The sequence below is a fragment of the Streptomyces aculeolatus genome (genome assembly GCF_020400605.1).
Lineage (GTDB): Bacteria > Actinomycetota > Actinomycetes > Streptomycetales > Streptomycetaceae > Streptomyces > Streptomyces aculeolatus.
In genome coordinates, this window is the sequence record NZ_JAINRD010000003.1 from 410,424 (window position 1) to 437,265 (window position 26,842).

The window sequence follows — 26,842 nt, forward strand, 5'->3', positions numbered from 1 at the left end:
CCCGCCCCCGTCAAGGGGCCGCCCGCCGGACGGTTCGGCGGATTCCACATGATGAAAGCCGGATTCCGGGCGGATAAGCTGCGGTCGCACCCGTACGGAAGGAACGCGAACGTGCCCCGCAGCACCGACGAGTCCAGGCCGCCCGCCGGCGGCGGCGTCCAGTCCCTGGAGCGCGCCTTCGACCTGCTGGAGCGGATGGCCGACGCGGGCGGCGAGGTGGGGCTGAGCGAGCTGGCCGGCAGCAGCGGGCTGCCGCTGCCGACCATCCACCGCCTCATGCGCACCCTGGTCGCCGCCGGCTACGTACGCCAGCAGCCCAACCGCCGCTACGCGCTGGGCCCGCGGCTGATCCGGCTCGGCGAGAGCGCGTCGCGGCTGCTGGGCACCTGGGCCCGGCCGCAGCTCGCGCGGCTGGTGGAGGAGACCGGCGAGACCGCGAACATGGCGCTGCTCGACGGCGACGAGGCCGTGTACGTGGCGCAGGTGCCGTCGCGCCACTCGATGCGGATGTTCACGGAGGTCGGGCGGCGGGTGCTGCCCCACTCGACCGGGGTGGGCAAGGCGCTGCTGGCGCACCTGCCGGACGAGGAGGTACGGGCCCTGCTGGCCCGTACCGGGATGCCGGCGGCGACGGAGCGGACCATCACCTCGCCGGACGCCTTCCTCAAGGCGCTGGCCGCCGTCCGCGCGGACGGCTACGCGGTGGACGACAACGAGCAGGAGATGGGCGTGCGCTGCCTGGCCGTCGCGGTGCCGGACGCACCCACGGCGGCGGCGGTCTCGATCTCCGGGCCCGCGGGCCGGGTGACGGAGGCCGCGACGGAGCGGATCGTGCCGGTGCTGCAGGAGGTCGCGCGGGAGCTGTCGGCGGCGCTGGCGGACACCGGCGCGGGAGCGGACTGACCCCGCATCCGGGCAGCCCTGCCGCATCTCGGAGCCGCCCGGCCGCAACGCGACACACGACTCGGAACGGGCACTTCACATGAACGCGACCGCCGGACCCCCTCGCCCGGCCCCCGCCGTCGCCGGGCTCCTGCTCGCCGCGGGCGGGGGGCGGCGGCTCGGCGGGCGGGCCAAGGCGCTGCTGCCGGCCGGCCCCGGCGGGCGGCCGCTGGTGGAGCGGGCGGCGGGCGTGCTGCGGGCGGCGGGCTGTGCGCCGGTGCACGTGGTGCTGGGGGCGGCGGAGGCGGAGGTACGGGCCGGGGCGCGGCTGCCCGGCTGCGTACCGGTGTCGAACCCGGACTGGGCGTCGGGCATGGGCTCGTCGCTGCGCGCCGGCCTGGCGTCGCTGGAGCCGACGGCCGCCGCTGCGGTGGTGGTCCTGCTGGTCGACCAGCCGCGTATCGGGCCCGCGGCCGTGGCCCGCGTCGCCGCCGCATACACCGCCGGGGGTGCCGGGCTGGCGGCGGCCGCGTACGACGGGGTGCGCGGCCACCCCGTACTGCTGGGGCGCCGGCACTGGGCGGAGGTCGCGGCGGGCGCGACCGGCGACCGGGGGGCGCGCGACGTGCTGGCCCGCGCCGCGAGCCGCGGCGAACTGGCGCTCGTGGAGTGCGGCGACGTGGCGGCGCCCGACGACGTCGACACACCCGCGGATCTGGCGCTGCTCGACGAGCCCCGGGCAGGCTGGCACTGAGCGCCACCGGTCCCGTACCGAAAGCCTCTCGATATCAACAGACCGTTGAACTTCCGGGATAAGGAAACTATTCTCCACAGGCCAGAAGGGTTCGGAATCCGCTTCCGGCCGCCCACGCCACGTTCCGCTGCGCCCGGCACCCCGTGCCGCCAAGGAGTGACAGCCATGTCCGCAGTCGTCGCCGCCGCCGAGCCCGCGCCCCGCCAGGACGACGTCCTCACCGACGCCGCCCTCGCCTTCCTCGCCGAGCTCCACCGCCGGTTCACCCCCCGCCGCGACGAACTCCTCGCCCGCCGCGCCGAACGCCGCGCCGCCGTCGCGCGCACCGCCACCCTCGACTTCCTCCCCGAGACCGCGGACGTCCGCGCCGACGACACCTGGCGCGTCGCCCCCGCCCCGCCCGCGCTGGCGGACCGCCGGGTGGAGATCACCGGCCCCACCGACCGCAAGATGACGATCAACGCCCTCAACTCCGGCGCCCGGATCTGGCTCGCCGACTTCGAGGACGCCTCCGCGCCCACCTGGGAGAACGTCATCGGCGGCCAGGCCAACCTCATCGACGCCTACGAGCGCCGCATCGACTTCACCGACCCCGCCTCGGGCAAGTCCTACGCCCTTCGGCCCGCCGCCGAACTCGCGACCGTCGTCACCCGGCCGCGCGGCTGGCACCTGGACGAGCGCCACCTCACCGTCGACGGCCGCCCCGTACCGGGCGCGCTCGTCGACTTCGGGCTCTACTTCTTCCACAACGCGCAGCGGCTGCTCGACCTCGGCAAGGGCCCGTACTTCTACCTGCCGAAGACCGAGTCGCACCTCGAAGCCCGGCTGTGGAACGACGTGTTCGTCTTCGCCCAGGACTACTGCGGCATCCCGCAGGGCACCGTGCGGGCCACCGTCCTGATCGAGACCATCACCGCCGCGTACGAGATGGAGGAGATCCTCTACGAGTTGCGCGACCACGCCTCCGGCCTCAACGCCGGCCGCTGGGACTACCTCTTCTCGATCGTGAAGAACTTCCGCGACGGCGGCCCGAAGTTCGTGCTGCCCGACCGCAACGCGGTGACGATGACGGCCCCGTTCATGCGCGCGTACACCGAACTCCTCGTCCGCACCTGCCACAGGCGCGGCGCCCACGCCATCGGCGGCATGGCCGCCTTCATCCCCTCCCGGCGCGATCCGGAGGTCAACGAGGTCGCGTTCGAGAAGGTCAAGGCGGACAAGGACCGCGAGGCCCGCGACGGCTTCGACGGCTCCTGGGTCGCCCACCCGGACCTGGTGCCGATCGCCATGGAGTCCTTCGACGCCGTGCTCGGCGACCGGCCCCACCAGAAGGACCGGCTGCGCGAGGACGTGTCGGTGGCCGCCGCCGACCTGATCGCCGTCGACTCGCTGGACGCGAAGCCGACGTACCCGGGGCTGGTCAACGCCGTGCAGGTGGGCATCCGCTACATCGAGGCGTGGCTGCGGGGGCTGGGTGCGGTGGCCATCTTCAACCTCATGGAGGACGCCGCCACGGCGGAGATCTCGCGGTCGCAGATCTGGCAGTGGATCAACGCGGGCGTCGTCTTCGACGACGGCCGGCGGGTGACGGAGGAACTGGTCCGGGAGATCGCGGCGGAGGACCTGACGGCCCTCCGGGCGGAGCTGGGGACGGAGGCGTTCGCGGCAGGCCGGTGGCAGCAGGCGCACGACCTGCTGCTCCAGGTCTCGCTGGACGCGGACTACGCGGACTTCCTCACGCTGCCGGCGTACGAACTCCTCGACTGACGCGCTCGCCCCGGCTGCCGGGACCCTCTGGCGGAGCGGGGGCCGAACATGGTCGCATGCTGCCATGACCGACGAGACACAGGACTCCCCCGACTCCGCAGCCCCCGCCGTCGCGGCCGGCGGCGCGGGTGCCGCCGGTGCTTCCGGAGCCGCCCGTGCCGCTGTTGCCGGCCGCTTTCGCGGGTTGCTCGACGACCTCGACCGGACCTCCGGGACCGCGGTCGCCGACGCGGCCGCGCTCATCCTGGACGCCGTCGCCGCGGGCGGCCTGGTGTACGCGGCCGGGGCCGGGCACTCGCTGGCGATGGTCTGCGAGACGTTCTACCGAGCGGGCGGACTGGCGTGCGTACGGCCCGTGTGGGAACCGGAGATCCTGCCGCTGAACGGCGCGACGGCCAGCACCGCCGCGGAGCGGCGGCCGGGTTCCGGGCGGGCCGTGGTGGAGCGGGTGAAGCCGGGCACCCAGGACGTGGTGGTGGTCTTCTCCACCAGTGGCCGCAACCCGTACCCGGTGGAGATCGCGCAGGAGTGCATGGAGCGCGGGGTGCCGGTGGTGGCGGTGACGTCGATGCCGGCGTCGGCGAGCGCGACGGCGCGGTCCAGCACGCGGCTGGCGGACCACGCGACGGTGGTGCTCGACACGTGCGTACCGCCGGGCGACGTGGTGTACCCGCCGGAGTCGCCGCACACGGCGGCGGTGTCGACGGTGCTGGGGGCGTACACATGGGCGCTGCTGCTGGCGGAGCTGGACGAGCAGGCGGGGGCGCGGGGGGTGGACCTGCCGCGGTGGGTGAGTGCGAACGTCCCGGGCGGGGACGAGGCGAACCGCCGCAACTTCACCCGGTACGGGGGCCGCATCCCGGAGCTGTGAGGCGGGCGGCGGGCGACCCGGCCGGTGGCCGGGCCCGGCCGGGGCCGTCCCCCCGGCCGGGAGTTCCGTTCCGTCAGGCCTCCGACGCCAGCCGGGCCAGCCGCCTCGCCTGCCGCCCGGTCTCCCCGGCCACCGACTCCTCGTCGACGGTGACCAGGCGGCCCTCCTCCACCACCGGCTTTCCGTCGACCAGCGACAGCGTCACCGGTGCCGGCGCCCCCAGGACCAGCGCCGCCACCGGGTCCGCGATCGACGCGTGCGCCAGGCCGTCGAGCTTCCACAGGACCAGGTCCGCAAGCTTGCCCGGCTCCAGCGAGCCGATCGCGTCCGCGCGGCCCAGGACCTGCGCGCCGCCGTACGTGCCCAGGCGCAGCGCCTGGCGGGCCGTCAGGGCCTTCTCGCGGTGTTCGCCCAGCCGGTTGATGAGCACCGCGTTGCGCAGCTCCGTGTGGAGTTCGCCGGACTCGTTCGACGCGCTGCCGTCCACGCCCAGCCCGACCGGGATGCCCGCCGCCAGCATGTCCGGGACCCGCGCGATGCCCGCGGCCAGGCGGGCGTTGGACGACGGGCAGTGCGCGACGCCCGTGCGCGTACGGGCGAAGGCGGCGATGTCCGCGTCGGTCATGTGGACGCAGTGGGCCATCCACACGTCCTCGCCGAGCCAGCCGGTGGACTCGAAGTAGCGCGTGGGGCCCATGCCGAACCGCTCGTGGCAGAACTTCTCCTCCTCCACCGTCTCGCTGCCGTGCGTGTGCAGCCGGACCCCCTTGCGGCGGCCCAGCTCCGCGCCCTCGCGCAGCAGTTCCGTGGAGATGGAGAACGGCGAGCACGGCGCCGCCGCGACCTGCACCATCGCGTCGTACGACGCGTCGTGGTGCGCGTCGACGACCGCTTCCGTGCCCGCCAGCGCGCCGTCCAGCGTCTCGACGGCGAAGTCCGGCGGCAGGCCCCCCGACGACTCGCCCAGGTCCATCGAGCCGCGGGCGAAGGTGAAGCGGACGCCCGTCTCGCGGGCGGCGCCGATGATGGCGCCGGCGAGATCGCCCGCGCCGCGCGGGTAGACGTAGTGGTGGTCCGTCGCGGTGGTCACGCCGCCGCGGGCGAGCATCGCCAGCGAGCCCTGGGCCGCGGCGCGGCACATCGGCTCGTCGATGCGCGCCCAGGTGGGATAGAGGGCGACGAGCCAGTCGAAGAGGTTGGCGTCCTGGGCGAGGCCGCGGGTGAGCCACTGGTAGAAGTGGTGGTGGGTGTTGACGAGTCCTGGCGTGGCCAGATGCCCGGTCGCGTCGATCCGGCGCGCCACGCCCGCCAGTCCGGCCGGTGCCGGGCCCGCGCCCACCGACTCGATCCGGTTGTCCGCGACGACGACGTGCCCGGAGGCGTGCTCCGTGCCCGCGGCGTCCACGGTGGCGATCGCGCAGTTCTCGACGACGGTGCGCCGTGCTGCCATGGGTTCCTCGGCTTCCTGGACCGGCCGGCCGCGGCCGGCGGTCAGAGGTTGGTCATGTCGTCGGGGATCCGGGCGTCCGCGCCGTCGCGCAGGACGGTCGCCTCGATGAGGCCGTACGGGCGGTCGGCGGCGAAGTAGACGGCGCCGTCGGCGGCGTCGTTCTTCAGCCCGAAGGGCTCCAGGTCGACGCGGAAGTGGTGCTTGTTGGGGAGGGAGAAGCGGATCTCCTCGATCTCCGGGCGGTGTTCGACGACCCGTGCGCCCATCGCGTACAGGCTCTGCTGGAGCGAGAGCGAGTAGGTGCCGGCGAAGGCGGTCAGCAGGTGGTGAACGGTCTGCTCGTACGAGTCGTCCCAGGCCGGCGGCGGCTCACCGGCCGCGCCGGTCCAGCCGTGCCGCCACCACGCGGAGACCTCGGTGGCGAGTATGCGGTCGTAGTCCTCCTGGAGCGTGGTGTACGCGTCCTTCGCGTAGCCCCAGAACTCCGAGGCGGTGGTGTTCATGACGACCAGGTCCTTCAGTCCGCCCATCACCTCGAAGTCCTCGCCGTCCCAGGTGACCTGGGCGACCCGGGTCTCCCGGCCGCGGCGTACGAAGGAGTGGCCGGCCGGGGCGTCGATCCGCTCCCAGGCGTACTCCTCCACGCGGATGCGCGCCCGGTGGATCGGCTCCTGGGTGTCGGTGAAGTGCCGGGCGAGGTGCACCGCGAACGCCTCGGGGGACTCGATGCCGTGGCGCTTGGCGAAGGCGTACACCGTGTTCTTGGTGGTGTCGGTGGGCAGCACGTGGGTGTTGGTGCCGGAGTAGTGGACCTCGTCCATGTCGCCGGACAGCGCGACGGAGACGCTGAGGTCCCGGACGTGGTGCGTGCCGCCGTCGCGGGTGACCTTGACGACGCGGGTCTCGGCCTTGCCGTACTGGTTGCGGCCGAGCACCGCGGGGCGGGTGGCGCGGGCGGGCTGGGGGCGTTCTGCCATCTGCTAGCTCCCTCGGTATACGGAGTAGCCGAACGGGGTGAGCAGCAGCGGCACGTGGTAGTGCTCCCCGGGGCCGACGGCGAAGACGACCGCGACCTCCGGGAAGAACGCGCCGCTGTCCCGGTGCGCGGGGGCGTCCTGCCGGTCCTCGGCTCCTTGTTCGCTGAGGTACGGGCCGGTGGCGAAGACCAGCCGTACGTGGGTGGTGCCCGCCGGCAGCGCCGGGAGGTCCCGGACGCGGCCGTCGGCGTCGGTGGCGGAGGCGGCGTGGGCGGTCCAGCCGCCGTCGTCCCGGTCGTCCGCGGCGCCGGTCCTGACGGAGAGTCCGACCGCGACCCCGGCCGCGGGGCGGCCGACGCTGGTGTCCAGGATGTGGGTGGAGACGGACGTGGCGCCGACGCTCATGGTCAGGCTCCTTCTGCTTCGACGAGGCGGGTCAGCCGGATACGGTTGATCTTGCCCAGCTCGCCGCGCGCGATCTCCCGCTCCCGCTCCGGCGCGTTGCCGAGGCGCGCGCGCAGCGCGTCGCGCATCCGGCCCGCGCCGAGGCCCGTCGCGCAGATCAGGAAGACGTGCCCGAAGCGCTCCTCGTACGCGAGGTTCAGCTCCCGCACCTCCGCCCGCAGCGCCTCCGGCGCCCCGGCCATGCCCCGCTGCTCGCGCGCCGAGGCGGGGTCGCCCGGCCGCGGGCGGCCGATGGGCGGGTGGCCGGCCATCGCCTCGGCGAGGCCGGCGTCGTCGAGCGCGGCGAGGGCGGCGTCGGCGGCGGCGTAGAGGCGGGCGGGGTCGGCGTAGGGCCGGCCGGCGGCGACGGCCGCGACCCAGGGGCCGGCCGCGCACACCTCGTGCAGCTGTGCGGCAACGGCCTGCCCGGAGGCGGAGTTGAGCCGGGCGAGGCCCGGCGGAACGCGCGAAGTCACAGCCGCAAGCTATGAGCCCCGGCGGATCGCGTCAACAGTTTGTTGAATTTTTGGGTCAGCCGTCCGCCGGCGCCGGACCCTGCCGGGCTTCCCGGTTCAGGTAGTTGTAGATGGTGAACCTGCTGACGCCCAGCGCGCCGGCCACCGTCTCCACCCCGTGCCGTACGGAGAACGCGCCGCGGGTCTCCAGGACCCGTACGACCTGCTGCTTCGTCCGGCGGTCGAGCTGCGCGAGCGGCACGCCGTGCCGGCGCTCCAGCTCCGCGAGCATGTGGTCGAGGGAGTCCGCCAGATGCGGCAGCCGCACCGCCACCACCTCCCGGCCCTCCCAGGACAGCACCACGTCGTCGCCCGCCGCCGCCTCCGGCGGGACCAGCTCCCCGCCCAGCGCGTCGACCAGCGGCTTGACCGCGGCGACGAACGGGTGGTCCGCGGGCCCGGTCATGCGCCGCCGCCCTTCCCCGGTTCCTCCGGCGCGTCCTGGGCGTTCCCGACGACGCTCACCTGCAGCGAGATGCGGGTGGCACCGGACGCCAGCGACCTGCGCAGCAGTTCGTCGACCGCGTCGAGCACGACCTCCGCGCCGCCCTCCGCGCTGTTGCCGAACGGGCCGACGTCCACGGCGTCCAGCTCCGCCGACTCCACCAGATCCCGGGCCGCCACCGCGTGCGGCGGGGGCTCCTCCAGGTCGAACGGCTCGGTCGTGAACTCCACCCTGAGTCGCATCCGAGCAGCATACGTGCCCGGTCACGGCACCGGCGCGGGCCGGGCGGCGGCGGGGCGCCGCTCCCAGGTGCCCGGGACAGCGGGTTGCCTAGCGTAGCCGCGTGATTCCGGGAGGTAACCCATGACAAGGACCCCGCGGGTGGCCGTGGCCGGCGCCGGGCTCGGCGGGCTCGCCGCCGCGGCGGCGCTCGCCCGGCAGGGGCTGGAGGTCGCCGTCTACGAACAGCGGCCCCGGCTGCCGGAGGACGAGACGGCGCTGCACCTGGCGCCCAACGGCAGCCGCATCCTGCAGCGCTGGGGCCTGGGCGCGCAGTTGCTGGCCCTGGCCGTGCAGCCGGTCGCGCTGGAGTTCCGCGAGTGGAGCGACGGCTCGCTCACCTGGCGGCAGCCGCTCGCCGGACCGGGCCCCGGCGCCGTCGCGGCGCCGTACTGCACGCTGCTCACCGACGAGTTGTACGACCTGCTCCTCGCCCGGCTGCCGCAGGAGCGCATCCGGCTGGGCCGCCGGCTCTCCGGCTTCCGCGAGTCGGCGGACGGCGTGGAGCTGGAGTTCGCGGACGGCGGCAGCGCGACGGCCGACGTGCTGGTGGGCGCCGACGGGGTGCGCTCGATGGTGCGCTCCCGGCTGGTCGGCACGCCCCGCCGCGTCTACCACGGCACCACCGCCTACAGCGGCGCGCTGCAGGCCGACGAGGTGCCGGGGCTGGCCCGCGACCGGGTCACGGTGTGGCTCGGCCCGGAGGCCCGGATGGTGGGCGCGCCGGTGGCGCAGGGCGAGCAGCTCGGCTTCGTCGCCGTGGTGCCGTCCCGCGGCGGTACGGCCCGGCAGCGGCCGCTGCGCGACCAGTCGGCCGCGCTGGCGGCGGACTTCGGCGGCTGGGCCCCGGACGTCAAGGCGATCACCGCCGCCGCGGGCGGCATCCGGTCGTGGACTCCGTACGACCACGCCCCGCTCAGGCGCTGGGGCAGCGGGCGCGTCACGCTCCTCGGCGACGCGGCGCACCCGATGCTGCCGTACCACGGGCAGGGCGTCAGCCAGTGCCTGGAGGACGCCGTCGCCCTCGCGCACCACCTGGCCACGGCCCCCACACCGGCGCAGGCGCTGCGCCGGTACGAGGCGCTGCGGCTGCCGCACACCGCCCGGGTGCAGCTCGGCTCGCGCGCGAACGCCTTCCGGCCGGCCGCCGTACCGGACGTCACCTGGGCGCAGGTCTACGACATCGAGGAGCACCTGCCGGGCTGACGGCAGGCACGACTCCGGCGCCCCGGCTTGGGGGCGGGGCGCCGGGAAGGGCGGCCCGGAGGTCGGCACCGGGCCGCACGGCCGCGAGCGGCCGGCAGGCGGCGGCACGGCGAGCGGTGCGACTGGGCCTCGCGCCGGCTCCCCGCCCGCCCCGGCCCTCCGCGCGGCCCGCACGCCGGTCCGAGACGGCGTGCGGCCCCGCGGGACCCGCGGGCCGTAAGGGCCCCTTCCCCCGTTTCGCGTGGCGGGGGAAGGGGCCCACCTCTGGCCGGAGTTGCACCCCCCGTGACGAGTCGGTGACGCACCGCCGGTATCGTCACGCCCGCAGGGGGCCGGGGACGGGGCGTGTACACATGTCGATCCGAGTCGTGGTCGCCGACGACCAGGCGCTGCTGCGCGGGAGCTTCCGGGTGCTGGTCGAGACCGCGCCCGGGCTCAGCGTGGTGGGCGAGGCGGCGACCGGGGCGGAGGCGGTCGGGCTGGCGGCGGCGGAACTGCCGGACGTCGTGCTGATGGACGTGCGGATGCCGGAGGTCGACGGCATCGAGGCGACGCGGCAGATCTGCGGCTCCCCCGCGACGGCCGGGGTGCGGGTGCTGATCCTGACGATGTTCGACCTCGACGAGTACGTGTACGGGGCGCTGCGCGCCGGCGCGAGCGGCTTCCTGCTCAAGGACACCCCGCCGGCGGAACTGCTGCGCGCCATCCGCGTCGTGGCCCGCGGGCAGGCGCTGCTGGCGCCGTCGGTGACGCAGCGCCTGATCCGCCACTTCAGCCGGCTGCCGGAGCCACTGCCGGACCTGCCGCAGGATCTGACGCGGGTGACGGTGCGGGAGCAGGAGGTGCTGGTGCTGGTGGCGCGCGGGCTGGCGAACGGGGAGATCGCGGACCGGCTGGGGCTGAGCCTGCCGACGGTGAAGTCGCACGTGAGCCATCTGCTGACGAAGCTGGACGCCCGGGACCGCATCCAACTGGTCATCACCGCCTACGAAACGGGCCTGGTCACCCCGTCCCGTCGCTGACCCTGCCGGGGGGCCGGGTACCCGCCGCCGGCCGCAGGTCACTCCCCCAACCCCGCCTCCCGCGCCCGCAGCATCGCCGCGATCCGGTCCTGCACCCCCGCGGAACCCCTCCCACCCCGCCGCCGACCGCAGGTCACTCCCCCAACCCCGCCTCCCGCGCCCGCAGCATCGCCGCGATCCGGTCCTGCACCCCCAACTTCGTGAAGATGTTCGAGATATGGTTCCGCACCGTCTTCTCCGACAGCACCAGCTCCCGCGCGATCCGCCGGTTGTTGTAGCTCCGCGCGATCAGGTCCAGCACCTCCCGCTCCCGCTGCGTCAGCTGCGGGAACGCCCGCCCCGCCGGCACCGTGTGCAGCGCCGAGAAGTACCGGCTCAGCCGCTCCGCCACCGCCGGGCTGAAGACCGCGCCGCCCGCCGCCACGCACCGCACCGCGCCCAGCAGCTCCGCCCGCGACGCCCCCTTGTCCAGGTACCCGTACGCGCCCGCGCGCAGCGCCGCGACCACCGCGTCGTCCTCCACCGACGCCGACATCACCAGCACCCGCGGCGAGCACCCGCCCCGGCCCGGGGAGTTGAGCTGCCGCGTCGCCTCCACCCCCGAACAGCCCGGCAGGTGCAGGTCCATCAGCACCACGTCGACCTCCGCGTCCGGCTCCGCCAGCGCCCTCAGCGCGTCCTCGCCCGCCCCCGACTCGCCCGCCACCTCCAGGTCCGGCACGTTCTCCAGCGCCACCCGCACCCCGTCCCGGAACACCGGGTGGTCGTCGACGACGTACACCCGCACCGCGCTCATGCCGGCCCTCCCGGCAGCAGCGCCCGCACCAGCGTGCCGTGCGGCAGGTCCGTCCGCGGCAGTATCCGCAGCGTGCCGCCCACCTCCTCGGCGCGCCGGGCCATCGACGCGATGCCCAGGCCCAGGGGGCGCCGCGGCGGGCGTCCAGGGCCGTCGTCGGCGATGTCCAGGCGCAGCGCCGTGGCCGAGGTCCACACCCCGAGCTGGACGGTACGGGCCGCGGCGTGCCGCAGCGCGTTGGTCAGCCCCTCGGCGGCGATGCGGTACGCGGCGACCTCCACCGCCGGGTGCAGGGCGCGCAGCCGCCGCGGCACCCGGGCCCGTACCTCCGTGCCGGGGCCGTCGTGGCGGGCGGCGAGCCGGACGAGCGCGCCGGCGAGCCCGGCCTCGGCCAGGTCGGGGGGCCGCAGGTCGTCGATGACCGAGCGGATCTCGGCGGTGATGCCGGCGGCGGTGCGGGCGGCGTCGGCGACGAGGCGGCGGCCCCGGGGCTCGTGCGCGAGCAGGTCGGCGGCCGTCTCCAGGCGCAGCCGGATGCTGGCGAGGTTGCCGCCGAGGCCGTCGTGCAGGTCGCGGCGGAGCCGGTGCCGCTCGGCCTCGCGGGCGGCGACGACCTGGTCGCCGCTGCGGCGCAGCTCCTCGCGCAGCACCAGCGCGGCGACCATCGGGGAGAGCTGGTCCACGTACGTGTCGAGGCCGCAGCCGCGCGGCGGCGCGTAGCAGCTGAACACCCCGTAGACCTCGCCCTGGTGGACCAGCGGCCGGCGCACCGCCGGGGCCGTGGCCTCGCCGGCCCGGGCCCGGCAGCCGTCCGCGGCGCCGCGCCGCAGCGTGCGCAGGGCGGCGCCGGCCGCGCCGAGGTGGGCGACCGCCAGCTCGCAGGCCAGCGTGGCCGCCTCCGCCGGCCGCACGTCGTCGCGTATCCGCGCGGCGAGTAATCGCAACGCGGCCTGGGCGCCCGGCTCGGGGCGCTCCTTCACCACGGCATGGGTCTCCACCCTGTCACCATCGCTTCCCCCCCGTTGCCTGTGCGTGTCGCCGTTCCCCGGGCTCAGGGTCCCGGCACGCCCAACCGGACTCCGCTGCCGGGCGCCGCCTCGTACGGCAGCCGGGCCATGACCCGGTAGCCGCCGCCGGCCGCGGGGCCGGCGTCGAGCACGCCGCCGTACATGGCGGCCCGTTCGCGCATGCCGACGAGCCCGTGGCCGCCGCCGGGCGGCGTGTCCCGGCCCGGTGCGGCGCGGCCGTCGTCGGTCACCTCGATCCGTACGTCCTTGCCGTCCGCCTCGACGTCCACGCGGCAGGACGCCACCCCGGCGTGCTTGATCACGTTGGTCAGCGACTCCTGCGCGATGCGGTAGACCGACAGGCCCACGCCGGCGGGCACGTCGTCGAGACCGCTGGTCGTCAGCTCCACCGCGACGCCCGCCTCGCGCACCCGGTCCGCGAGCGCGCCGAGGCCGGCGACGCCCGGCGCCGGGTCCAGGTTCCGCGGGCCCGGGCAGGGGTCGGCGGGGGTGCCGGTGTCGACGCGCAGCAGCCGCAGCATGCTGCGGAGTTCGGCCAGTGCCTCGCGGCTGATGGACTCGATGGCCCGCAGCGAGTCGGCGACCTCGGCGGGCCGTTCCGCGGCCACGTGGTTGGCCACCGACGCCTTGACGGCGATGAGGCCGATGCTGTGCGTCACGACGTCGTGCAATTCGCGGGCCACGCGCAGCCGTTCGCCGGCGACGGCGCGCAGCGCCAGGTCCTCCGCGGCCCGGGCGGCGGCCAGCCGCCGGTCCCGTACCACGCGCCCGGCGAGCGTGTGCACGACGGCCGCGAACCCGGCGGCGGCGAGCAGGGCCGGCGGCCCCGCCCGGCCGCGCCACCGCGGTCGGTGGTGCCGCGGGCGGTGGTGCCGTGCTGTGCCTCCGTCGCTTCCGTCGCTGTCCACGGGAGGACCATAGGGGGCACCGGGTGCCGTGCGCTTCCTCCCCGGGTAGGTCATCCTCACGCACGATAGGCGCGCCGGCACGTTCGGTGACGCCTCCGGCGCGGGAGCCTCCGGGTCCGTCAGGCGCCGGTGCGGGGGGCCGTCGGCGGCAGTACGACGGTGACGCGGAGCCCGCCCGCGGGGCGCGGGGTGAGGGTGAGGGTCCCGTCGTGCGCGTGGGTGAGGGTCTCGACGATGGCCAGGCCGAGGCCGACGCCCGCGCGGTCGGTGTGGACGCGTTCGGTGCCGCGCCGGAACGGCTCGGTGAGTGTCGGGGCCAGCTCCGGGGAGATCGGCTCGCCGGTGTTCTCGACGGTGAGCACCGCACCGGTGTGGTGGACGCGGGTGGTCACCCAGACACTTCCGCCTGCGGGCACGTTGTGGACGATGGCGTTGTGCACGAGGTTCGTCGTCAACTGCAGCAGGAGCGGCGGCGACCCGAAGGCCGGGGCGATGTCACCGGAGGTCTCGATGGTGACGCCGCGCTTCTCGGCGAGCGGGAGCAGCACCTCGGTGGCCTCTTCCGCGAGGAGGGAGAGGTCGACGTACTCGCGCGTGAACGACCTCTGTTCGGCGCGGCTGAGCACGAGCAGCGCCTCGGTGAGGTCGATCGCGCGGGTGTTGACGGTGCGGAGCCGGTCGATGAGCTTGCCGGGCTCGTGCGCCGGGTCGTTGCGGGCCACGTCGAGGAGCGACTTCGAGATCGCGAGCGGGGTGCGCAGCTCGTGGGAGGCGTTGGCCGCGAACCTCCGCTGCTCGGCGACGTGGGCTTCGAGCCGGGCGAGCATGGTGTCGAAGGCGTCGGCGAGTTCGCGGAACTCGTCGCTGCGGCCCGGCAGCCGGATCCGGTGGGAGAGCGATCCGTCCGTGGCCATGCGGGTGGCGTCGGTGATGCGCGTGAGGGGGGCGAGCATGCGGCCGGCGAGGATCCACCCGCCCAGCAGGCCGAACCCCAGGAGGAAGAGCATGACCGCGGCGGCGGTGGGGGCGAAGCCGCGTACGAAGGTGGTGCCCGGGGTCGCTCTCCAGGCCCCCTCCGCGTTGGTCTGCAACCATCCCTCCCGCACGAGGAACAGTCCGATGGCGGCGAGCAGCAGGGCGCCCGCGAGCATGAGGAAGCCGGCGTAGCTGAGGGTGAGTTTGACGCGCACGCTCAGGCCGGGCCGCCTATGCACGGTCGCGCCCCGCGCCTCCGGTGACCGGTGCAGCGGGGACTGCCACCGGACCGGGCCGGTCCTCGACGTTCAGAACACGCATGCCACTCATGCTAGGAGTCGGTACATATCGTCCGGGTATGGAAAACCGCCCGTCCGTCCTACCTGCCGGTAGCTTGTCGTCGGCGTATCGAAAACGCCATACGCGCCGGCAACACCGCGCTGCCTTGACTGGACCCATGTCCTCCAGCGAGCCGGGCCGAACCGCACATCGACAGGGGCCGTGGGCCGCGGGCGCGAGCCTGGCCGTCCGGCCGATCACCTCCGCCGAGCACCTGGCGTTCGTACGGCGGCAGCGGTCGGTCAGCTTCCTGCAGACCCCGGCGTGGGGCCGGGTCAAGACCGAGTGGCGCAGCGAGTCCCTCGGCTGGTACGACGGCCGCGAGCTGGTCGGCGCCGGGCTCGTCCTGCACCGCCCGGTACCGCGGCTCGACCGCTACACGCTGGCCTACGTACCCGAGGGCCCCGCCGTCGACTGGACCGGCGACGTCGGCGCGTGGCTCGACCCGCTGGCCGCCCGCCTCAGGGCGCACGGTGCGTTCGCGATCCGGCTCGGCCCCCCGGTGCGTACGAGCACCTGGAGCGCCGGCCAGGTCAAGGAGGGCCTCGCCGACCCGCGCATCAGCCGGTTCACCGAGATGCCGGGGCACTGGGCCGACCCGGTGGGCGCCCACGTGACGGACCGGCTCCGGGACGCCGGCTGGCTGCCGCAGAGCCCCGAGGACGGCTTCGGGACCGGGCACCCGCAGTTCAAGTTCGAGATACCGCTGACCGGCAGGACCGAGGACGACGTGCTCACAGGCATGAACCAGCAGTGGCGCCGCAACATCAAGAAGGCGGCCAAGGCGGGCGTCGAGGTCACGGCCGGCGAAGGCCCCGGGGACCTCGCGGCGTTCCACGCCCTGTACGCCCACACCGCCGAGCGCGACCGCTTCACACCGCGGCCGCTGCGCTACTTCGAGACCATGTTCGCGGCGCTGGGCGCCGAGGACCCCGGGCGGATCAGGCTCTACCTGGCCCGGCACGAGGGCGACCTGGTCGCCGCCGCCGTCCTGGTCCGCGTGGGAGCCCACGCGGTGTACGCCTACGGCGCCTCGTCCACCGGCAAACGCGAGGTGCGCGGCTCCAACGCCTGCCAGTGGGCGATGATCCGCGACTCCCTGGCGGCCGGCTGCGACGTCTACGACCTGCGCGGCATCACCCCCACCCTGGACGCGGACGACCCGCACGCCGGGCTGATCAAGTTCAAGGCCGGCACCGGCGGCCAGGCCGTGCGGTACGTCGGCGAGTGGGATCTGCCGCTGCGGCCGGTGGTCTACCGGGCCTTCGGCCTCTACCTGAAGCGGCGCGAGTCCGCCAGGCGGCGGGGGCGGGCATGAGCCGGGTCCGGATCCCCGGCCCGGGCCCGGCTGCGGCTCGCCCCCTGGCATGACGCGGCCGTCCGGAGGGCGGCGGCGGGACGGCGCGCATGCCCCGGCCCGCCCCGCCCGGCTACGCGAGCGCGGCGGCGACCTCGTCGAGGCCCGCGGCCCGGGAGCCCTTGACGAGCACCACGTCGCCGGCGGCGAGGTTGCCGCGCAGCCAGTCAACCGCGGCGCCGTTGCCGGCCAGCGCCACCGCCCCGGTGCCCGCGCCGTCGGCGATCGGCCGGGCGGCCTCGCCGACCGCGAGCACCAGGTCGGCCCGGGAGGCGGCGTACGCGCCGACGGCGCGGTGCTCGGCGTCGCTCTCCTCGCCCAGCTCCAGCATCTCGCCGAGGACCGCGATGCGGCGCCGGCCCTCGATCGCCGACAGCGCGTCCAGGGCCGCGCGGGTGGAGTCGGGGTTGGCGTTGTACGAGTCGTTGAGCAGCGTCGCGCCGCCGGCGAGGTCGCGCGGCTCCATGCGCCACTTCGACAGCGACGTCGCGGCCAGTCCCTGCGCCGCGACGTCGAGGGGCAGCCCGGCCGCCAGTCCCGCGGCCGCGGCGGCGGAGGCGTTCAGCGCCTGGTGGGCGCCCACGAGCGGCAGCGCGACGCGGGCTGAGGCGGTGGCGGTGCGCAGCGTGAACGACGGCCGGCCGCGCTCGTCGAGCGCCAGGTCGAGCACCCGCACGTCGGCGTGCTCCGCCCGGCCGAAGGTCAGCACCGGGCCGTCGGTGAGCGCGCGCATCGCGGCGACCCTTGGGTCGTCGGCGTTGAGGACGGCCGTGCCGCCGGGCGCCAGCCCTCGTACCAGCTCGCCCTTGGCCTCGGCGATGGCCGCGCGCGAGCCGAACTCGCCGAGGTGGGCCTGGCCGACGTTGAGGACGACGGCGATGTCGGGCGCCACCAGGGCGGTCAGCGCGGCGATGTCGCCGACGCGGCGGGCTCCCATCTCGAGGACGAGGAACCGGGTGCCCAGGTCGGCGCGGAGCATGGTCAGCGGCACGCCGAGTTCGTTGTTGAGCGAGCCGGCGGTGGCGGTCGTCAGCGCCTCGCCCGACAGCACGGCCGCCAGCAGGTCCTTGGTGCTGGTCTTGCCCTGGGAGCCGGTCACCCCGGCCACGGTCAGCCCGCGGCGCAGCCGGGCGACGACGTGGACGGCGAGTGCCTGCAGGGCCGCCTGGACGTCCTCGACGACGACGGTGGGCAGCGGGGTGGGCCGGGAGCCGAGCACGGCGACCACCCCGGCCCGGCCGGCCTGCCCCGCGTAGTCGTGGCCGTCGACGTGCTCCCCGGCGAAGGCGACGAAGAGGCCGCCCGGTTCGGCCTGCCGGCCGTCGAGCACGGCGGGGGCGGTCACCGTCACGGCGCCGTCGCCCTCGACCGTGCCGCCGACGACCGCGGCGATCTCGCGGATGCCGAGCGGAACGACGCCCGCGCGGCGCGGGAGCCGGGGAGCGGGGGCGAGGCCGGAGAGGTAGAGGTAGGAGGAGGCTGGTTCGCTGTTGGTCACGAATCCAGCCAAGGCAGTGCGGTGTTGCGTGCGCGTATGCGGATTTCGATATGCCGGCGATATGCCGCCGGCCCCGACCCGGCGGTAACATATCGCCGGGGTATGGGAATCAGCATACGCTCCGGCAACACCGCGCCCCGTTGGCTGTAGGCATGACCTACAGCGAACCGGCAGGAGCGGCTTCTCCCTCGGCAGTCGCCACTGCGGGTATCACCTTCTACGGCTGCGGGCGCGACGAGGAATTGCTGGTCCGGGAAATGGCGCCCCGCCTGGGCGTGGTGCCGACCCTCACCGAGGCGGCGGTATCCGAGGACAACGCGGAACTGGCCCGCGGAAACCGGTGCATCAGCGTCGGCCACAAGACCCGGATCACCGAATCCGCTCTTCTCGCGCTCAGCAGGGCCGGCGTCGCGTACATCTCGACGAGGAGCATCGGATGCAACCACATCGATGTCGCGTACGCGGAGCGCGTCGGGATCTCCGTGGGAAACGTCGCCTATTCGCCCGACAGCGTGGCCGACTACACCCTGATGCTCATGCTGATGGCGGTGCGGCACGCGAAATCCACCCTCCGTCGCGCAGATGTCCACGACTACAGGCTCCATGACGTACGCGGGAGGGAACTCCGCGATCTGACGGTCGGGGTCGTGGGCACAGGACGCATCGGCGCGGCGGTCATGGACCGGCTGCGGGGCTTCGGCTGCCGGATCCTGGCCCACGACACCCGTCCCGGCACCGCCGCGGACTACGTTCCCCTCGACGAACTGCTGCGGCTGAGCGACATCGTGACGCTCCATACACCGCTCACCCCGGACACCCACCACCTCCTCGACCGCCGGCGCATCGGGCAGATGAAGCGCGGCGCCGTCGTCGTCAACACCGGACGCGGTGCCCTCCTCGACACCGGGGCCCTGCTGCCGGCGCTGGAGGACGGCAGGCTGGGCGGCGCCGCCCTGGACGTCCTCGAAGGCGAGGAAGGCGTCTTCTACGCCGACCGCCGGAACAACCCCCCGGACAGCGGGCCGTTGCCGCGGCTGAAGGAGCTGCCGAACGTATTCGTCAGCCCGCACACCGCGTACTACACGGACCATGCCCTGAGCGACACGGTCGAGAACTCCCTCATCAACTGCCTTGAATTCGAAAGCAGGAACCAGCGTGGCTAGGCTCAAGGTCGGCATCCTCTTCGGGGGCTGCTCGGAAGAACACCCCGTCTCCGTGAAGTCCGCGCAGGAGGTCGCCCGGAATCTCGACCCCGGGAAGTACCAGCCCTTCTACGTGGGGATCACGCGGAACGGCGCCTGGAAGCTCTGCGACGGCCCCGGCCCGGACTGGGAGGACAGCAGCTGCCGTCCGGCGCTGCTGTCACCGGACCGCGGCGTGGGCGGGCTGCTCGTACTGGAGCAGGGACGGTACGGAACGGTCGGCCTGGACGTCGTCCTGCCCGTGCTGCACGGCAAGCTCGGCGAGGACGGCGCGATACAGGGGCTGCTGGAGCTGTCCGGCATCCCCTACGCGGGCTGTGACATCCAGAGTTCCGCTCTGTGCATGGACAAATCGCTTGCCTACGGGGTCGCCAGGAGCGCGGGAATCGCCACGCCGAACTTCTGGACCGTCACGGCCGACGATGTCGTCGACCCCGACCTGCTGCCGTATCCCGTCTTCGTCAAGCCGGCCCGTTCCGGCTCGTCCTTCGGCGTCAGCAAGGTCTCCCGGCCGGAGGAACTGCCGGGTGCGGTGAAGACCGCCCGGCAGTACGACTCGAAGGTGCTGATCGAGGAGGCGGTGGCGGGCAGCGAGGTGGGGTGCGCCATTCTGGGCGACGATCCGGATCTGTTCGCGGGAGAGGTGGACCGGATCGCGCTGTCGCACGGCTTCTTCAAGATCCATCAGGAGGAGGATCCGGAGAGCGGTTCGGAGAACTCCACGCCCATCGTTCCCGCCGACATTCCGGCGGAGTCGCGCTCGCTCGTCCGGGAAACCGCGAAGGCCGTGTACCGCGCCCTGGGATGCAGGGGACTCGCGCGGGTCGACCTGTTCCTCACGGACGACGGGAAAGCGGTACTCAACGAGGTCAACACCCTTCCCGGTATGACCTCCTACAGCCGGTATCCGAGGATGATGGCGGCCGCGGGTGTGCCGCTCTCCGAGGTGATCGACCGGACGATAGCGCTCGCGCTGGCGGGGAACACCCGGTGAACGCCGACTTCGCCTTCCTGGACGAGCTCGTTCCCGGGCTGCGCTGGGACGCCAAGTACGCCACCTGGGACAACTTCACCGGGAAACCGGTGGACGGGTACCTGGTCAATCGCATCGCCGGCACCAGGGCCCTGTGCGCGGCGCTGGGCAGGGTGCGCGAGAAGGCCGAGTCCCGCGGGTTCGGTCTGCTCCTCTGGGACGGCTACCGCCCGCAGCGGGCCGTGGACTGCTTTCTGCGCTGGTCGGAACAGCCGGAGGACGGACGCACCAAGCAGCGGCACTACCCCCGTATCGGCAGGGCCGAGATGTTCGAGCGGGGTTACGTCGCCGCCAGGTCGGGCCACAGCCGGGGCAGCACCGTCGACCTCACGCTCTACCGCCTGGACACCGGTGAACTCGCCCGCATGGGCGGCGGCCACGACCTGATGGATCCCCTTTCGCACCATGGCGCGGCCGGGATCGCGCAGGACGAGGCGGGAAACCGCGCGCACCTCCGCTCCCTGATGGAGACGTGCGGCTTCAGCTCCTACGCGTGCGAGTGGTGGCACTACACGCTGACCGACGAGCCCTACCCGGACACCTACTTCGACTTCCCCGTGGGGTAGGGCCGCCGCCTTGACAGTGCCCGCTCCGAACCGGCAGAGTTTCCGTTATTCAGAAGGAGACTTCCGAGATACGGAAGGAGCGTGGAACCTCTCATGGGCTTCGGCGACCAGCGCTTCACAGTGAACCTCTCGATCCTGTTCACCGAGCTTCCGCTGCTCGAACGGCCGGCCGCGGCTGCCGCGGCCGGCTTCGACGCCGTCGAGCTGTGGTGGCCGTGGCCCGACGCGCCCGTCCCCGAGCGGGCGGAGCTGGACGCCCTGCGGACCGCGCTGGACGAGGCCGGCACCCGGCTGACCGGGCTCAACTTCTACGCCGGCCGGCTGCCGGGCCCGGACCGCGGGGCGCTCTCCGTACCCGGCGCCGAGTCCGAGCGGTTCCGCGCCAACCTCGACGTCGCCGCCGGCTTCGCCGCCGCCACCGGCTGCACCGCGCTCAACGCCCTCTACGGCAACCGCGTCGAGGGCGTCACCGCCGCCGAGCAGGACCTGCTGGCGCTGGAGAACCTGGTGCTCGCCGCCCGCGCGGCCGACCGGGCCGGCGCCGTCCTGCTGATCGAGGCGCTCAACGAACCCGAGTCCCCGCACTACCCGCTGCTCGACGCGGCGGCGGCGGTCGCGGTGGCCGACAGGGTCGACGCCGCGTCCGGGCTGGGCAACGCCCGCTTCCTGATGGACCTCTACCACCTGTCGATGAACGGCGCCGACCTGGAGGGGGCCATCGACGCCCACGCGGGACGCACCGGCCACGTCCAGATCGCCGACAACCCCGGCCGCGGCGCGCCCGGCACCGGCTCGCTGCCGCTGGCCGCGCTGCTGGACCGGCTGGCCGCGGCGGGGTACGACGGTCACGTGGGCCTGGAGTACAAGCCGGGCGACCGGCCGAGCGCCGACTCCTTCGGCTGGCTCCCCCGCTGACCGGCGCCCCCTTCCGTACGCCCGCGCCCGCCCCGGCACCCCCGGCCAGAGCAGAAAGGCACCACCTCCATGACCACCGACTCCCCGGCCCCCGGGGCCGACCGCGCCGACCGGGCCGACCGGCCGTCGATCGCCTGGATCGGCCTCGGCATCATGGGCTCGCCCATGTCCGAGAACCTGCTCGCGGCGGGCTACCCGGTCACCGGCTACACCCTGGAGCAGGACAAGCTCGACCGGCTGGCCAAGGCCGGCGGCACGGCCGCCGGCTCGATCGCCGAGGCCGTCGCGGACGCGGACGTGATCATCACGATGGTCCCCGCGTCGCCGCAGGTCGAGGCCGTCGCGTACGGGCCCGAGGGCATCCTGGCGCACGCCCGGCAAGGGGCGCTGCTCGTCGACATGTCGTCGATCACCCCGCAGACCTCCGTGGACCTGGCGGCGAACGCCGCCGAGCGCGGGATCCGGGTGCTCGACGCCCCGGTCTCGGGCGGCGAGGCCGGGGCGGTCGAGGCGGTGCTCTCCATCATGGTCGGCGGCGAGCAGGCCGACTTCGAGCGGGCCCGGCCTGTCTTCGAGGCGCTGGGCAGGACGATCGTGCACTGCGGCCCGCACGGCGCCGGCCAGACGGTCAAGGCGGCCAACCAGCTGATCGTCGCGGTCAACATCCAGGCGTGCGCCGAGGCCGTGGTCTTCCTGGAGAAGTCCGGCGTGGACCTGCGGGCGGCGCTCGACGTCCTCGGCGGCGGCCTGGCCGGCTCCACCGTGCTGGCCCGCAAGAAGGACAACTTCCTGGACCGCGACTTCCGGCCCGGCTTCCGCATCGACCTGCACCACAAGGACATGGGCATCGTCACGGACGCCGCCCGCAACGTCGGCGCGGCGCTCCCGGTCGGCGCACTGGTCGCCCAACTCGTCGCCGCCCTGCGCGAACAGGGCGACGGCGGCCTGGACCACTCGGCCCTGCTCCGCGGCGTGGACCGCCTCTCCGGCGGCGAGGTCTGACGCGTACGGGACGAAGGCAGCCGGGGTACGGCCCCCGCGCCGGAGGGAGGACGGCCCCCGTCCCCCGTCCGGGGCGGGGGCCGTCCGTTCGGGGGGGCGGGGGTCAGCTCTTCAGGGGCAGGATCGACGTGGGGGCGTGCCACGGCTCGGTGGCCTGCTCCTCCCACTCGCGTACGTCGCTGATGTCCGCCGTGGTGCTCATGGAGATGTTGGTGATCCGCTCCAGGATCGCCTCCACCACCACCGGCACCCGGTGCTCCGCCGCGAGCCGCCGCGCCCGCGCGAACGCCGCGCCCAGCTCGCCCGGCTCCGTCACCCGGATCGCCTTGCAGCCCAGCCCCTCGGCGACCTTGACGTGGTCGACGCCGTAGCCGCCCAGCTCGGGCGAGTTGACGTTCTCGAACTCCAGGTTGACCTGGAAGTCCATGTCCAGGCCCAGCTGCGCCTGCCGGATGAGGCCGAGATAGGAGTTGTTGACGAGCACCTGCACGTACGGGATGCGGTGCTGTGCGCCGACCGCCAGCTCCTCCACGAGGAACTGGAAGTCGTAGTCCCCGGAGAGCCCGACGACCAGCGCGTCGGGCTCGGCGGTGGCGACGCCGAGTGCGGCGGGCACGGTCCAGCCGAGGGGTCCGGCCTGGCCGCAGTTGATCCAGTGCCGGGGCCGGTAGACGTGGAGCATCTGGGCGCCGGCGATCTGGGAGAGGCCGATGGCGGTGACGTAGCGGGTGCCGGGGCCGAAGGCCTTGTTCATCTCCTCGTAGACCCGCTGCGGCTTCATCGGTACGTCGTCGAAGTGCGTGCGGCGCTGGAGCCGCGCCTTGCGCTCCTGGGTGGCGGCGGCCCACGCGGCGCGGTCCGGCAGCCGGCCGGCGGCGCGCCGGTCGCGGGCGGCCTCGGTGAACAGCCGCAGCGCGGCGCCGGCGTCGGAGGCGATGCCGTAGTCGGGGGCGAAGATCCGGCCGATCTGGGTGGGTTCGACGTCGACGTGGACGAAGGTGCGGCCCTCGGTGTAGACGTCGAGCCGGTAGCCGGTGTGGCGGTTGGCCCAGCGGTTGCCGATGCCGAGGACGAAGTCGGCGGCGAGGAAGTTCTCGTTGCCGTAGCGGTGGGAGGTCTGGAGGCCGACCATGCCGGCGTTGAGCGGGTGGTCGTCGGGGAGGGCGCCCCAGCCCATCAGGGTCGGCACGACGGGCGTGCCGGTCAGCTCCGCGAACTCCACCAGCTCCGCGCAGGCGTCGGCGCCGATGACCCCGCCGCCGGCGACGATCAGCGGCCGCTCGGCGGCGCACAGCATCGCGACGGCCTTCTCGGCCTGCGCGCGGGTGGCGGCGGGCCGGTGCACGGGCAGCGGCTCGTACGTGTCCGGGTCGAACTCGATCTCGGTGAGCTGGACATCGGTGGGCAGGTCCACGAGGACGGGCCCGGGGCGGCCCGAGCGCATCAGGTGGAACGCCTGCTGGAAGACCCCGGGCACCTGGGCGGCCTGGAGCACCGTGGTGGCCTTCTTGGTGACGGGGGTGGCGATGGCGGCGATGTCGACGGCCTGGAAGTCCTCCTTGTGCAGCACGGGCGTGGGCGCCTGCCCCGTGATGCACAGGATCGGGATCGAGTCGCCCGTCGCCGAGTACAGCCCGGTGATCATGTCGGTGCCCGCGGGGCCCGACGTGCCGATGCACACGCCGATGTTGCCGGGCGCGGCGCGGGTGTAGCCCTCGGCCATGTGCGAGGCGCCCTCGACGTGCCGCGCGAGTACGTGGCCGATGCCGCCGGCGGCTCTGAGGGCCGCGTAGAACGGGTTGATCGCCGCTCCCGGGACGCCGAACGCGACCCGGACGCCTTCCTTCTTGAGTATCTCCACCGCCGCGCGCGCGGCTGTCATACGAGGCATCGCGTGCACCTGCTCTTCTCAGTCTTTTCCGTATGATGGAAGTTGAGTTTTGCTATATGGAAGCAATCTAGAAGCGGGGCAAGTCGGCGTCAAGAGCCGTATTCGTGAGGGATGCTGGAGTGCGGAATCCACCACGCGGCCCCGAACCAGGAGCACTTCCCATGCCAGAGAGCGTGCCGGTGCGCTGCCCGGCCTGCCGGCGCGAGCACGCGTACACCCCGAGCACGTTCCCCTGCGCCTGCGGCGCCCCGCTGACGCTGCCGCTGCTGCGCGGCGGGGTGCCGGTGGAGCTGAAGCACCGTACGTGGCGGGACTCGTGGGTGTCGGTGCGCTGTCCCGTGTGCGACCGGCGCGACGAGTGGCCCCGGCCGGAGCTGTCGTGCGACTGCGGCGCGGTGGTACGGCTGCCGGTGGCCCCCGCGCAGTCCCGCCGCCCGCGCCCGGCCCCGCCGGCCCCGTCCGCCTCACCGGCCCCACCCGCCCCGCCGGCCGCCGGGGTCCCGCCGGCGCCGCCGGTCCCGCCCGCACCTGCCGCCGCGCCGCCCGCCCCGGGCCCGCCGGGTCCTCAGGGACCTCAGGGTCCTGTGGGCCCGCCGCCCCGCCCCGCGGAAGCGCCCCGGCGGCCGGCGTTCCGGCCGGTGACGATCCGCAACACCGGCGACGCGGTCACCGCCGCCGCGCAGTACCTGCGCTGGCTGGGCTTCACGGACCTGGTGAAGAACGAGGACCGGCCCGCCTCCGGCGTCGACGTGCGCGGCGCGGGCGTGGTCGCCCACGTCGACCCGACCACGACGCCCACGGCGCTGCGGGACGTCGAGTGCGTGTGGCTCAGCGGCCTGAACGCCTCGGCGGTCGCCGTCTTCTTCTCCCTCGCCGGCTACACCCGCGAGGCCAGGACCCGGGCCGACGAGCTGCGCCTCCCGCTGTACGTGATGGACCTCACGGGCACCCCGCAGCCGGTCAACGACCCGGGGGACGAGCTGATCCGCACGGGCGCCGCACGGGCGGGCTGAGCGCGCCGAGGACGGCCACGCGGCGCTTACGGGCCGGGCCCCGCCCGGCGGGCGGGCGGCGGGCAACCGGCGGGCGAGGGGCCGGGCGACCAAAGTATGCGGTCGGGCCGCCGCGGTCGTACGAAGGTCTCGGCCCCCGCCGCGAGGGGCACCGCATCCACCGGGCGGCCGTAGATTGGCCGGTATGCCCCGCACCGTCCCGAAGACCGCTGCCGCCCCCGGGCCCCGCGCCGGCCGGACCCGGCGGGACCGGTTCGCCGACGCCGGCCTGGTCCTCTTCGCCGGGGCCTTCTCGTTCATGTCCGCCGACTCGGCGCTGCCGGAGGGCGGCGCCGGCGCCTCGGAGAACGTGCTCTTCGCCGAGGCCGTGGCCGCCGCCGTGGCCTGCCTGGCGCTGCTGCTGCGCCGCCGGTGGCCCGTGCCGCTCGCGGTGGCGCTGCTCGTCGCCGACTCCTTCGGCCACTTCTTCATCGGCCCGACGCTGGTGGCCCTCTTCACCGTCGCCGCGCACCGCCCGCTGCGTACCACCGGCTGGGTCGCGGCCCTCGTCTTCGCCCGGTTCGCCGGGTTCCTCGCCACCACCCCGGACCCGCAGGACCCGCGGACCGGGGCGGGGGTGGCGTACTTCTCGCTGGTCGCGGCGGCCATGGTCTGGGGCCTGTTCCTCCGCTCCCGCCGCCAGCTCGTCGCCTCGCTGCGGGAGCGCGCCGAGCAGGCGGAGGCGGACGCGGCGATGCGCGCGGAGCAGGCGCAGCGGCGGGCGCGGGAGGAGATCGCGCGGGAGATGCACGACGTGCTGGCGCACCGGCTCTCGCTGCTGAGCGTGCACGCGGGCGCGCTGGAGTTCAACCCGGGTGCCCCGCCGGCGGAGGTCTCCCGCGCGGCGGGCGTGATCCGGGACAGCGCGCACGAGGCGCTGCAGGACCTGCGGGACGTGATCGGCGTGCTGCGCGCCCCCGCGGACCCCGGCGGGGACGGGGGCGGGGCCGCCGGCGCCGGTCGGCCGCAGCCGACGCTGCGCGACGTGGACCGGCTGGTGGCCGAGGCCGGCGACGCGGGCATGCGGATCGCGTACGCACCGGACGTCGCCGCACCGGAGTCGGTCCCGGCGGCGACGGGGCGCACCGCGTACCGGATCGTGCAGGAGGGGCTGACGAACGCCCGCAAGCACGCGGCGGGCACGAAGGTGACGGTGACGGTGGCGGGCGGCCCGGAGACGGGCCTGAGGGTGGAGGTCAGCAACCCGCTGCCGAACGGCGGGCACGGGTCGGGCGGTCACCGCGCGGACGCCGCCGGAAACGGCCGGCCCGCGACCGGCGGGCAGCGGACCGGAAGGCGCGGTGCGGATGCCGTCGGGGGCAGCCGGACGGCCGGGAGCGGACGCCCGGTGACCGGTGCGGACGCCGGCACCGACCGGACCGCGGAGATCCGGCACCCCGCGGCCGGGCCGGACGCCGCCGGTACCGGCCGGGTCGCGGCGCCCGCTCTCGCGGTGGAGCCGCGGGGCGGCGGGGGCGGGCTCGCCGCGGCCGCCGGCACCCGGGAGGCCCGCGCCATCCCCGGTGCCGGGCAGGGGCTCATCGGGCTCGGCGAGCGCGCCGCGCTGGCCGGGGGGCGGCTGGCGCACGCCGCCGACGGCGACGGCTTCCACCTGCGCGCCTGGCTCCCCTGGGGCCGCCCGTCCCGTACGGAGTGAGCCCCGGGCCG

26 protein-coding genes are annotated in these 26,842 nt (G+C 74.7%); 14 read left to right on the forward strand and 12 right to left on the reverse strand.

From position 1 onward, the window contains the following. Positions 1-111: 111 nt before the first annotated feature. From LG396_RS08225 to LG396_RS08240, 4 genes are all read left to right on the forward strand, one after another. Positions 112-903, forward strand: a complete 792-nt coding sequence (locus LG396_RS08225) for an IclR family transcriptional regulator (RefSeq protein WP_018837031.1) — start codon at positions 112-114, stop codon at positions 901-903. Positions 904-982: 79 nt separating this feature from the next. Then, positions 983-1,636 carry a nucleotidyltransferase family protein gene (locus tag LG396_RS08230; RefSeq protein ID WP_225794213.1) on the forward strand — a complete coding sequence of 218 codons (654 nt, stop codon included), beginning with the start codon at positions 983-985 and terminating at the stop codon, positions 1,634-1,636. Positions 1,637-1,801: 165 nt separating this feature from the next. After that, positions 1,802-3,403 carry a malate synthase A gene (aceB, locus tag LG396_RS08235; protein WP_225794214.1) on the forward strand — a complete coding sequence of 534 codons (1,602 nt, stop codon included), beginning with the start codon at positions 1,802-1,804 and terminating at the stop codon, positions 3,401-3,403. 64 nt (positions 3,404-3,467) lie between these two features. Then, the gene (locus LG396_RS08240; RefSeq protein ID WP_225794215.1) at positions 3,468-4,274 is read left to right on the forward strand and encodes a sugar isomerase domain-containing protein; all 807 of its coding nucleotides are present in this window, start codon (positions 3,468-3,470) and stop codon (positions 4,272-4,274) included. A 73-nt stretch (positions 4,275-4,347) separates the two neighbouring features. Here the strand turns inward: LG396_RS08240 and LG396_RS08245 are convergent, their stop codons facing one another. Genes LG396_RS08245 through LG396_RS08270 form a run of 6 tightly spaced genes read right to left on the reverse strand, consistent with a single transcriptional unit; the run spans position 4,348 to position 8,347 of the window. Then, positions 4,348-5,724 (reverse strand): 8-oxoguanine deaminase, encoded by a 1,377-nt coding sequence (locus LG396_RS08245; protein ID WP_130457625.1) that lies wholly within the window; start codon positions 5,722-5,724, stop codon positions 4,348-4,350. 41 nt (positions 5,725-5,765) lie between these two features. Beyond that, positions 5,766-6,701, reverse strand: a complete 936-nt coding sequence (gene pucL / locus LG396_RS08250) for a factor-independent urate hydroxylase (RefSeq protein ID WP_225794216.1) — start codon at positions 6,699-6,701, stop codon at positions 5,766-5,768. 3 nt (positions 6,702-6,704) lie between these two features. Beyond that, positions 6,705-7,106, reverse strand: a complete 402-nt coding sequence (gene uraH, locus LG396_RS08255) for a hydroxyisourate hydrolase (protein ID WP_018837025.1) — start codon at positions 7,104-7,106, stop codon at positions 6,705-6,707. Between the two features lie 2 nt (positions 7,107-7,108). Then, a complete protein-coding gene (uraD, locus tag LG396_RS08260) occupies positions 7,109-7,621 on the reverse strand; it encodes a 2-oxo-4-hydroxy-4-carboxy-5-ureidoimidazoline decarboxylase (RefSeq protein WP_225794217.1) in 513 nt (170 codons plus the stop codon). Between the two features lie 55 nt (positions 7,622-7,676). Continuing rightward, entirely contained in the window at positions 7,677-8,066 is a 390-nt protein-coding gene (locus LG396_RS08265) for a helix-turn-helix domain-containing protein (protein ID WP_018837023.1), read from the reverse strand. Beyond that, a complete protein-coding gene (locus tag LG396_RS08270) occupies positions 8,063-8,347 on the reverse strand; it encodes a hypothetical protein (RefSeq protein WP_199787569.1) in 285 nt (94 codons plus the stop codon). Before LG396_RS08270 ends, LG396_RS08265 begins: the two co-directional genes overlap by 4 nt. A gap of 121 nt (positions 8,348-8,468) precedes the next feature. Here LG396_RS08270 and LG396_RS08275 point away from each other — a divergent pair, with 121 nt between their 5' ends. Continuing rightward, positions 8,469-9,590, forward strand: coding sequence for an FAD-dependent monooxygenase (locus LG396_RS08275; protein WP_225794218.1), 1,122 nt, complete (start codon positions 8,469-8,471; stop codon positions 9,588-9,590). 353 nt (positions 9,591-9,943) lie between these two features. Further along, positions 9,944-10,612, forward strand: a complete 669-nt coding sequence (locus tag LG396_RS08280) for a response regulator (protein ID WP_018837021.1) — start codon at positions 9,944-9,946, stop codon at positions 10,610-10,612. Positions 10,613-10,745: 133 nt separating this feature from the next. On the opposite strand, the gene LG396_RS08285 is transcribed toward LG396_RS08280, so the two are convergent. The 4 genes from LG396_RS08285 to LG396_RS08300 form a co-directional block, all read right to left on the reverse strand. After that, positions 10,746-11,408 (reverse strand): response regulator, encoded by a 663-nt coding sequence (locus tag LG396_RS08285; RefSeq protein ID WP_225794219.1) that lies wholly within the window; start codon positions 11,406-11,408, stop codon positions 10,746-10,748. Then, positions 11,405-12,406: a sensor histidine kinase gene (locus LG396_RS08290; protein WP_225794220.1), complete on the reverse strand. Its 1,002-nt coding sequence runs from the start codon at positions 12,404-12,406 to the stop codon at positions 11,405-11,407. Before LG396_RS08290 ends, LG396_RS08285 begins: the two co-directional genes overlap by 4 nt. 53 nt (positions 12,407-12,459) lie before the next feature. Next, positions 12,460-13,344 carry a sensor histidine kinase gene (locus tag LG396_RS08295; protein WP_225794221.1) on the reverse strand — a complete coding sequence of 295 codons (885 nt, stop codon included), beginning with the start codon at positions 13,342-13,344 and terminating at the stop codon, positions 12,460-12,462. Between the two features lie 119 nt (positions 13,345-13,463). Next, positions 13,464-14,534, reverse strand: coding sequence for a sensor histidine kinase (locus tag LG396_RS08300; RefSeq protein WP_308190074.1), 1,071 nt, complete (start codon positions 14,532-14,534; stop codon positions 13,464-13,466). A gap of 242 nt (positions 14,535-14,776) precedes the next feature. Here LG396_RS08300 and LG396_RS08305 point away from each other — a divergent pair, with 242 nt between their 5' ends. Beyond that, positions 14,777-15,976, forward strand: a complete 1,200-nt coding sequence (locus LG396_RS08305) for a lipid II:glycine glycyltransferase FemX (RefSeq protein WP_225794223.1) — start codon at positions 14,777-14,779, stop codon at positions 15,974-15,976. 112 nt (positions 15,977-16,088) lie between these two features. Here LG396_RS08305 and LG396_RS08310 read toward each other — a convergent pair whose 3' ends face one another. After that, positions 16,089-17,417, reverse strand: a complete 1,329-nt coding sequence (locus tag LG396_RS08310; protein ID WP_308190079.1) for a UDP-N-acetylmuramoyl-tripeptide--D-alanyl-D-alanine ligase — start codon at positions 17,415-17,417, stop codon at positions 16,089-16,091. A 248-nt stretch (positions 17,418-17,665) separates the two neighbouring features. Here LG396_RS08310 and LG396_RS08315 point away from each other — a divergent pair, with 248 nt between their 5' ends. From LG396_RS08315 to LG396_RS08335, 5 genes are all read left to right on the forward strand, one after another. After that, entirely contained in the window at positions 17,666-18,676 is a 1,011-nt protein-coding gene (locus LG396_RS08315; RefSeq protein WP_225794225.1) for a D-isomer specific 2-hydroxyacid dehydrogenase family protein, read from the forward strand. Beyond that, complete coding sequence (gene vanA-Sc / locus LG396_RS08320; RefSeq protein WP_225794226.1) at positions 18,669-19,709, forward strand: D-alanine--(R)-lactate ligase VanA-Sc; 1,041 nt, start codon at positions 18,669-18,671, stop codon at positions 19,707-19,709. The genes LG396_RS08315 and vanA-Sc overlap by 8 nt, the downstream gene beginning before the upstream one ends. Beyond that, the gene (gene vanX, locus LG396_RS08325) at positions 19,706-20,314 is read left to right on the forward strand and encodes a D-Ala-D-Ala dipeptidase VanX (RefSeq protein WP_225794227.1); all 609 of its coding nucleotides are present in this window, start codon (positions 19,706-19,708) and stop codon (positions 20,312-20,314) included. The genes vanA-Sc and vanX overlap by 4 nt, the downstream gene beginning before the upstream one ends. A gap of 93 nt (positions 20,315-20,407) precedes the next feature. Then, positions 20,408-21,229 carry a TIM barrel protein gene (locus LG396_RS08330; protein ID WP_225794281.1) on the forward strand — a complete coding sequence of 274 codons (822 nt, stop codon included), beginning with the start codon at positions 20,408-20,410 and terminating at the stop codon, positions 21,227-21,229. Between the two features lie 69 nt (positions 21,230-21,298). Next, the gene (locus LG396_RS08335; protein ID WP_225794228.1) at positions 21,299-22,231 is read left to right on the forward strand and encodes a 2-hydroxy-3-oxopropionate reductase; all 933 of its coding nucleotides are present in this window, start codon (positions 21,299-21,301) and stop codon (positions 22,229-22,231) included. A 103-nt stretch (positions 22,232-22,334) separates the two neighbouring features. Here the strand turns inward: LG396_RS08335 and gcl are convergent, their stop codons facing one another. Then, a complete protein-coding gene (gcl, locus tag LG396_RS08340; RefSeq protein ID WP_225794282.1) occupies positions 22,335-24,113 on the reverse strand; it encodes a glyoxylate carboligase in 1,779 nt (592 codons plus the stop codon). A 170-nt stretch (positions 24,114-24,283) separates the two neighbouring features. Here gcl and LG396_RS08345 point away from each other — a divergent pair, with 170 nt between their 5' ends. Then, a complete protein-coding gene (locus tag LG396_RS08345) occupies positions 24,284-25,135 on the forward strand; it encodes a hypothetical protein (RefSeq protein ID WP_225794229.1) in 852 nt (283 codons plus the stop codon). A 184-nt stretch (positions 25,136-25,319) separates the two neighbouring features. Beyond that, positions 25,320-26,831, forward strand: coding sequence for a sensor histidine kinase (locus tag LG396_RS08350; protein WP_225794230.1), 1,512 nt, complete (start codon positions 25,320-25,322; stop codon positions 26,829-26,831). The last annotated feature ends 11 nt before the right edge of the window (positions 26,832-26,842 follow it).